This window comes from Klebsiella sp. CN_Kp113 (assembly GCF_040064585.1).
Lineage (GTDB): Bacteria > Pseudomonadota > Gammaproteobacteria > Enterobacterales > Enterobacteriaceae > Klebsiella > Klebsiella michiganensis.
The window spans coordinates 22,262-29,689 of record NZ_JBEAID010000048.1 but is presented as its reverse complement, the minus strand read 5'-3'; the positions used below and the strand labels follow the sequence as shown (position 1 = coordinate 29,689).

Genomic DNA, 7,428 nt, shown 5'->3' with positions numbered 1-7,428 from the left:
TTACGCCGCGACCCGGGAAAAAAGTACGCTTGCTCCCCTGACCGAACTTCCGGCTCGCGCTGCGCTTAGCCGGGGAACGCCGCCTCCTCTGCGGCTTCAAGTGCCGCAAAACCGCCATTCCCCTGCCAGCCATCAAGCCGCGCGTACACCACCTCGACCGCGTCCTTAATCGGCCGGGTCATCGGGTAATAAAAGCCGACGATATCCGGCTGAATACCCAAGAAAATCACCTCGCCGATATCCTCTTTTAGCTGATCGATCAGATAGTTGAGCGGCATATTGTGGGTGGTCATCATAAACATCTCGGCGATATCGTCCGGATCGACGATGCGGATCTCGCCGGGATTCAGGCCCATATCGGTGGCATCGACGATCAGCAGGCGCTCGGGGCGCAGCTCGCGAATGGCGACGATATCGTTCTCCGGCGCGCTGCCGCCGTCAATCACCACCCATTCGCCGACGGGGTTAGCCGCGCACATCTCCGCCAGCAGCGGACCTGCGCCGTCGTCGCCCATCATACTATTGCCGACACAGAGTAAAACGTCAGTCACGGAGTCTCCTCACCATCAGATAGATGGCGCTTTCCTGGTGAATATCATGCAGCATGCTGAGCAGCGTTTTGCTCCACGCCTGCTGCTCGGGGGTCTGACGGGCCTGCGCTTTATCAAAAGCGTTGGCCAGCATCGTCACATGATTGCTGTCGATAACAATCTCGCCGTACTTCGGCACGCCTTCCATTTTGCGCCGCGCGGTGCTGCCCTCTTCGAGGGTCGCAATCCACGCCAGATACGCCTGCCACGGGCAGCTCAGCGCCGCCTCAAGGCAGTCGATCACGCCGAGGTGGTGGCCAATTGCCAGGCTGTAATAGACCACCTGCTGCGCCTGGTCGGGCGTCGCATCGTTCTCATCAATAAATTTACGGCTCAGCTGACTGAACACCACCGTCTCGCTCATCGGATACGCGCTCCTTCGACCACCTGGTTCAGATGGGTGACGATCTCGGTCAGGCGCGGATCTTTTTCCGCCTCCAGCCAGCGCACCACCTGGCTATCGCCCTGTCCCAGCAGGCGCATATAGTCGTCGGCTATCTGGCGACCGTAGCGATAGCCCGCCAGCCGGCGCGCTTCGCGGTCGATGCGCACCCGCAGCGGCTGTACCATATCCGGATGCAGAAGCTCGGTCGGCCGTTCGTCCTGTTCGCCTGGCACGCGGGCGTGGATTTTCTGCTCCAGCAGGCCCAGCGCCATCGCGAAGCCGTACAGCGTCGCGGCGGGGGTCGGCGGGCAGCCGGGAATATAGACATCCACCGGCACGATTTTATCGGTGCCGCCCCATACGCAGTAGAGGTCGTGGAAGATGCCGCCGCTGTTGCCGCAGGCGCCGTAGGAGATACAGATTTTCGGGTCCGGCGCGGACTGCCACGCGCGCAGCGCGGGAGAACGCATCGCCCGGGTTACCGCTCCGGTAAACAGCAGAATATCGGCGTGACGCGGCGACGGCACCACTTTGATCCCAAAACGCTCGGCGTCGAACAGCGGCGACAGGGTAGCGAAAATCTCGATCTCGCAGCCGTTGCAGCCGCCGCAGTCCACCCGGTAGACGTAGGCGGAACGCTTAATTTTCTTCAGCAGCGATGCCTTCATGCTGGCGATGGACTCATCCACCGTCATCGGCACCGGAATGCCGTTTTCATCGCGCGGGCCTAATAAGTTGCTCATCAGCTGGCCTCTCTCATATGGCGAGTCAGTTCAATACGGTCGGACGGCACCAGGCACTTCTGGCGTTTACACTCCGGGCAGGTCTCAAAGCTTTCGCGATGCAGCTCGGCGCGGCTGTCGCCGTTGTGTTTGAGCAGCGCGATGGCGTAGTCGATCTCTTTCTGTACGGCGAACGGCCGTGCGCATACCCGACAGTGGCAGATGGCAAAACGCGACTGCTGGAGGAAATCCTCTTTTTTCCACACCGCCAGCTCGTACTCCTGAGAGAGCCTAATCGCCGCCGTCGGGCAAACCTCTTCGCAGCGTCCGCAGAAAATGCAGCGTCCGAGGTTGAACTGCCACGCCAGCTGGTTGGTGGCCAGATCGGTCTCCACCGTCAGGGCGTTCGACGGACAGGCGTTAACGCAGGCGGCGCAGCCGATGCACTGCTGCGGGTTATGCTCCGGTTTGCCGCGGAAGTTTTTATCCACCGGCATCGGCTCCAGCGGGTATGAGTGCGTCGCGGTGCCGGTTTTGATGACTTTTTTAATAAAGGTAAACATGGCGATTCCTTATTTCAGCGGCGAGTTCTTACGCTCGATGCTGTAGCGCTCCAGCTCTTTGTACGGCACCACTTTGCTTTTCTTCTTGCGCACGTCGACCACGGTCATGCGGTCGGTGCAGGAGTAGCACGGGTCGAGGCTGCCGATAATCAGCGGCGCGTCGGAGACGGTATTGCCGCGCAGCATATAGCGCAGAGTCGGCCAGTTGGCGTAGGTCGCCGCCCGGCAGCGCCAGCGGTACAGCTTCTGGTTGTCGCCGGTCATGCTCCAGTGGATATCATCTCCGCGCGGCGCTTCCGAGAAGCCCAGCGCGAAGCGGTGCGGAATGTAGGTGAACCCTTCGACCATCAGCGGGCCGCCCGGCAGGTTATCGAGGCCAAAGTCGATCATGTTCAGCGCGGTGTAGACCTCGTTGATGCGCACCTTCAGGCGCGAGATGACGTCGCAGCCCTGCTCGCTGTGCACTTCCATCGGCAGCAGGCCGTAGCCGACAAACGGGTGATCGGCGCGGGTATCGCGGGCGTGGCCGCTGGCGCGCACCATCGGACCAACGTTGCTGAAGTCGCGGGCGATTTGCGGGTCGAGACGACCGATGCCCACGGTACGCTGCTCCATATTCGGCGTGCTGAGCAGCATATCCACCAGCTCCTGCACGTCGCGGCGCATCTGCTGCGCCAGCTGGCGGGTCTGGATCATGTCCTCTTTCAGCAGATCGCGACGAATGCCGCCAATCAGGTTCAGACCGTAGGTTTTACGCGCCCCGGTAAGAATTTCCGCCATCTTCATCGAGGTTTCGCGCACGCGGAAGAACTGCATAAACCCGGAGTCGAAGCCGGTAAAGTGGCAGGCGAGGCCGAGGTTCAGCAGGTGCGAGTGCAGGCGCTCCACCTCCAGCAGAATGGCGCGGATCATCTGCGCGCGCTCCGGCACCACGATCCCCATCGCGTTCTCCACCGAAGTGGTGTAGGCGGTGCTGTGGGCGAAACCGCAGATACCGCACACGCGGTCCGACAGGAAGGTGACTTCGTTGTAGCCCATCCGGGTTTCCGCCAGCTTTTCCATCCCGCGATGAACGTAGAACAGGCGGTAGTCGGCGTCGATAATATTCTCGCCGTCAACGAACAGGCGGAAGTGGCCCGGTTCGTCGGAGGTGACGTGCAGCGGGCCAATCGGCACCACGTTGTTTTTCTTACTGCCCAGCTCGTTGATAAACTCGTAGGTTTCGGCGTCGGTGGTCGGCGCCGGACGCTGGCGGTAGTCCATGCTGTCTTTACGCAGCGGATAGAGTTCATCCGGCCAGTCGTCCGGCAGCACCAGCCGGCGCTCGTCCGGCAGCCCCACCGGCACCAGGCCGTACATGTCGCGCACTTCGCGCTCGCCCCATACCGCCGCCGGCACGCGCGGCGTCACCGACGGATACTCGGGTTTATTGGCGTCCACTTCCACGCGCACGGTGATCCAGCACTTCGTGCCCTGCTCCATCGACAGCACGTAGTAGACGGCGTAGTGGCCGTTCAGCTTGCGTTCATCGTTGCCGAACAGCACCGACAGCCAGCCGCCCTGCTTGTAGTACAGGAACTCGACCACTTCCGGCAGATAGTTGACCTTCACCGTGACCGTCAACTGGTCTTTGGTCTGCCAGGCTTCATCCAGCACCACGCCCGGAAAGGCCTGATGCAGCGCGGCGAGATAGTGTTGACCGATTTTTTCTTCAGACATGCTCAAACTCTCTTAAATCACGCCACCAGCAAGGAGACGAAGGCTAAAAAGGCAAAACCAAACCCGGCCCAGGTGACGCGGGAGGTGGCGCAAAAGCGCAGACGCGCCATGCTGTTTTCGAACAGCGCAATCACCAGCACGCCGAGCACCAGCTTGACGACGGCAACCACCAGCGCCAGCAGCAGACCGCCGACGCTAAAGCTGGTCATCTGTCCCCACGGGATAAATACGCCGACGAACATCTGCAGGACCACCAGCTGCTTGAGGCTGATGCCCCACTTCAGCACGCCGAAGCCGCTGCCGCTGTATTCCGAGAGCGGGCCTTCCTGCAGCTCCTGCTCCGCTTCCGCCAGGTCGAACGGCAGCTTGCCCATTTCGATAAAGGTGGCGAAGGCGCAGGCGCACAGCGCCAGAATCAGCGGAAGAGTGCGGGCGACAGGCCAGTGATAAATGGTGTCGGTGATACTGCTGATATGGGTGGACCCCGCGACCTGCGCCGCGACCCACAGGCCGAGCAGCAGGATGGGCTCCACCAGCACGCCGAGCATCGCTTCGCGGCTCGCCCCGATAGCGGTAAACGGGCTGCCGGTATCAAGGCCGGAAATAGCAAAGAAGAAGCGGGCGATAGCGAACAGGTAGATCAGGGTGATCAGGTCGCCCAGCCCCGCCATCGGCGAATTAACGGTCACCACCGGCAGCGCGGTGGCGATGGTCAGCATCACGCCGACCATCACGTACGGCGTCAGGCGGAAGACCCAGCCGGAGGCATCCGGGCCAACGCTCTGGCGGCCCAGCAGTTTCAGAATGTCCCGGTACTCCTGCAGCACGCCCGGACCGCGGCGATTATGCAGACGCGCGCGGGCGACGCGGGTCACCCCGGACAACAGCGGCGCGACGGCGAACAGCACCAGCGCCTGCAACAATGCAATTAATACGCTCATTCTCAGGCTCCTCGGGAAATCACAATCACCACCAGTACCGCCAGCTCCACTAGCGCCACGCCGCGAAATAGCGCAGGCGCGGAAGCGTTCTGCCAGCCGGGCACCAGACGCACCGGGTTCAGCCAGTGGCGCAGTTTCAGAATCGGCGCAAAGGCTTCTTTCACCGGCATGGCGAAACCGTGGGCGGTCACCACCATGGATTTTTCATGGTCGTAGCCGCAGACCCAGGCCGCCCCGCGGGAGCGCGCCGGCAGGCGATCGCCCTTGAAGAAGATCATCAGCAGCAGCGGCAGCAGCGGGCAGGCAATCAGCAGAATGGCGATCATCGGCTGGGACACCGCGCTGGAGACCTCCGCCTGCACCGGAAACGCCCCGCTCACCAGCGGCAGCAGCCACGGCGCGGCAACCCCGCCAATCACGCAGCAGACGGCGGCCAGCACCACGCTAAAGGTCATCAGCCCCGGCGCGCAGGTGGCGTTTTCCGCCTCTTTGCTTCGCGGCGCGCCGAGGAAGGTGACGCCGTAGACTTTCGCCATACACATCACCGCCAGCGCGCCGGTAATTGCCAGGCCTACCGCCAGCAGCGGCCCGAGCAGGCGGCCAACAAACGCGTCGCCGGTGCTCAGCTTAAAGAAGGACTGATAGATAACCCACTCCCCGGCAAAGCCGTTCAGCGGCGGCAGCGCGGCCATCGCCATCAGGCCCACCAGCATCGCGAGCGAAATCAGCGGCATTTTCTTGCCGATCCCGCCGAGCTTTTCGATATCGCGATGGCCGGTGCGGAACCACACCGCCCCCGCGCCGAGGAACAGGGTGGTTTTAAACAGGCTATGGTTGATCAGGTGATACATGCCGCCAATAAAGCCCAGCACCATCAGGGTCGGGTTATGGGTCGCCACGCCGGTGACGAACGCCCCGAGGCCGAGCAGGATAATGCCGATGTTTTCCAGGGTGTGGTACGCCAGCAGGCGCTGAATATTGTGCTCCATCAGGGCGTACAGCCCGCCGACGAAGGCGGTGATCATGCCCAGCACCAGCAGCATCACGCCCCACCACAGCGGCGGTACGCTGCCGGCCAGCGAGACCGTCAGGATGCCGTAGAGACCGACCTTCATCACCACCGTGGAAAACAGCGCGGCGGCCGGCGCGCTGGCGCCGGCGTGAGCCTGCGGCGCCCAGCCGTGCAGCGGAATAACTCCGGCCAGCAGCGCAAAGCCGACCAGGCCCGGCAGCCACAGCAGCGCGTTCTGCGGCGCCGCCATCGCCAGCTGGGTAATCTGCGCCAGCTCAAGGGTGCCGTAGGACGACCAGACCAGCCAGCAGCTCCACGCCATCAGCAGCGTACCGAGGCGACCCAGCGCAAACCACAGCTTGCCGGACTGCGCGCAGCCGGTAAGAAACGCGGCGCAAAGGGCCATAATCTCCGCCATCACCACCAGCGCGCCGAAGTTTGTCACCACCACGGCGCAGACGGCGGCGGCCAGCAGCAGATTCACCAGCAGGCCGTTGGCTTTCACCTGCGGGTGACGATGCCAGGCGATATTGAACAGCGAAATCGGCAGCGCCGACAGGCCGATCGCCAGCAGCCACAGCGCGTTGACGCCGCCCACGCGCAGGGTCAAATGCAGCATCTGCAGCATGCCGCCGCTAACGCGCTCCGGCATCAGCAGCGCCGTTCCGCCCGCCAGCACCAGCATCGCGCTGGCGACCGCGCCGCCAATCCCGGCGATCGCCCCGCTCAGCGGTTTGCGCAGGGCGAACAGAAACGCCAGCACCGCGCTGGCGGCGTACCAGGCCACCGCCTGATTCACTAAGGAAATCACACTCATTTCACGTCCCCTTGTTGCGCCTGGAACAGCGACAGATCGCCGAGATCGGTATTAAAAGTCAGCTGCCGCTTACGCTTGCTGGCCTGGGCGATATCGCGGATATCCACCAGCAGCAGCGCTTTGGTCGGGCAGGTGCGTACGCACGCCGGGCCCTGCTCATCGAAGTGGCACAGGTCGCATTTGACGGCGATGGCGCGCACGCCCGGCACCCAGTCGAGCAGCGAGCTGACGCGGGCCGGCGCCGGCGGCGCGGCGGGGGCCAGCGGCGTATTGGCGTTAGCCGGCATATCCAGCGGACGGCTGCCGGAAAACTCAATGGCGCCGAACGGACAGGCGATGCCGCACAGCTTGCAGCTTACGCACAGGCTCTCATTGAGCTGCACCGCGCCATCGACGCGATTAATGGCGTTAACCGGGCAGACGGCGGCGCAGGGCGCATCTTCACAGTGGTGGCACATCTGCGGCGCGGATTCTTTTTCATTGCGCATTAAATGCAGCCGGGGCATGGCCTGCAGGCCCTGCTGGCGGTGAGTCTCAGCGCAGGCGGCTTCGCAGGTGCGACAGCCGATACAGACGGTGGAGTCAGCAATTACAAAACGGTTCACCGGGTCATCCTCAGGTGAAAGTCATTTTTGACGAAAACAGGTTGCGCAGGTGTCAGCTTCGACACTTGTCGACA

The 7,428-nt window shown here is 62.8% G+C and carries 8 protein-coding genes; all 8 read right to left on the bottom strand.

The window, feature by feature from the left end; all coding sequences use genetic code 11:
- Nucleotides 1–65: 65 nt before the first annotated feature.
- The 8 genes from hycI to ABLV30_RS25775 are packed head-to-tail and all read right to left on the bottom strand — an operon-like array spanning nucleotide 66 to nucleotide 7,354.
- Entirely contained in the window at nucleotides 66–551 is a 486-nt protein-coding gene (gene hycI / locus ABLV30_RS25810; RefSeq protein WP_049079743.1) for a hydrogenase maturation peptidase HycI, read from the bottom strand.
- Nucleotides 544–954: a formate hydrogenlyase maturation HycH family protein gene (locus ABLV30_RS25805; RefSeq protein WP_014226530.1), complete on the bottom strand. Its 411-nt coding sequence runs from the start codon at nucleotides 952–954 to the stop codon at nucleotides 544–546. Before ABLV30_RS25805 ends, hycI begins: the two co-directional genes overlap by 8 nt.
- The gene (locus ABLV30_RS25800) at nucleotides 951–1,718 is read right to left on the bottom strand and encodes an NADH-quinone oxidoreductase subunit B family protein (protein WP_014226531.1); all 768 of its coding nucleotides are present in this window, start codon (nucleotides 1,716–1,718) and stop codon (nucleotides 951–953) included. The genes ABLV30_RS25805 and ABLV30_RS25800 overlap by 4 nt, the downstream gene beginning before the upstream one ends.
- On the bottom strand, nucleotides 1,718–2,260 hold the full coding sequence (locus ABLV30_RS25795; RefSeq protein WP_025107277.1) for a formate hydrogenlyase complex iron-sulfur subunit: 543 nt from the start codon (nucleotides 2,258–2,260) through the stop codon (nucleotides 1,718–1,720). Before ABLV30_RS25795 ends, ABLV30_RS25800 begins: the two co-directional genes overlap by 1 nt.
- Before the next feature lie 9 nt (nucleotides 2,261–2,269).
- The gene (hycE, locus tag ABLV30_RS25790) at nucleotides 2,270–3,979 is read right to left on the bottom strand and encodes a formate hydrogenlyase subunit HycE (protein WP_014839316.1); all 1,710 of its coding nucleotides are present in this window, start codon (nucleotides 3,977–3,979) and stop codon (nucleotides 2,270–2,272) included.
- Nucleotides 3,980–3,996: 17 nt separating this feature from the next.
- Nucleotides 3,997–4,920: a respiratory chain complex I subunit 1 family protein gene (locus tag ABLV30_RS25785; RefSeq protein ID WP_265800394.1), complete on the bottom strand. Its 924-nt coding sequence runs from the start codon at nucleotides 4,918–4,920 to the stop codon at nucleotides 3,997–3,999.
- 2 nt (nucleotides 4,921–4,922) lie between these two features.
- The gene (gene hycC, locus ABLV30_RS25780; protein ID WP_025107276.1) at nucleotides 4,923–6,749 is read right to left on the bottom strand and encodes a formate hydrogenlyase subunit 3; all 1,827 of its coding nucleotides are present in this window, start codon (nucleotides 6,747–6,749) and stop codon (nucleotides 4,923–4,925) included.
- Nucleotides 6,746–7,354 carry a 4Fe-4S dicluster domain-containing protein gene (locus tag ABLV30_RS25775; RefSeq protein ID WP_014839318.1) on the bottom strand — a complete coding sequence of 203 codons (609 nt, stop codon included), beginning with the start codon at nucleotides 7,352–7,354 and terminating at the stop codon, nucleotides 6,746–6,748. The genes hycC and ABLV30_RS25775 overlap by 4 nt, the downstream gene beginning before the upstream one ends.
- Nucleotides 7,355–7,428: the final 74 nt, after the last annotated feature.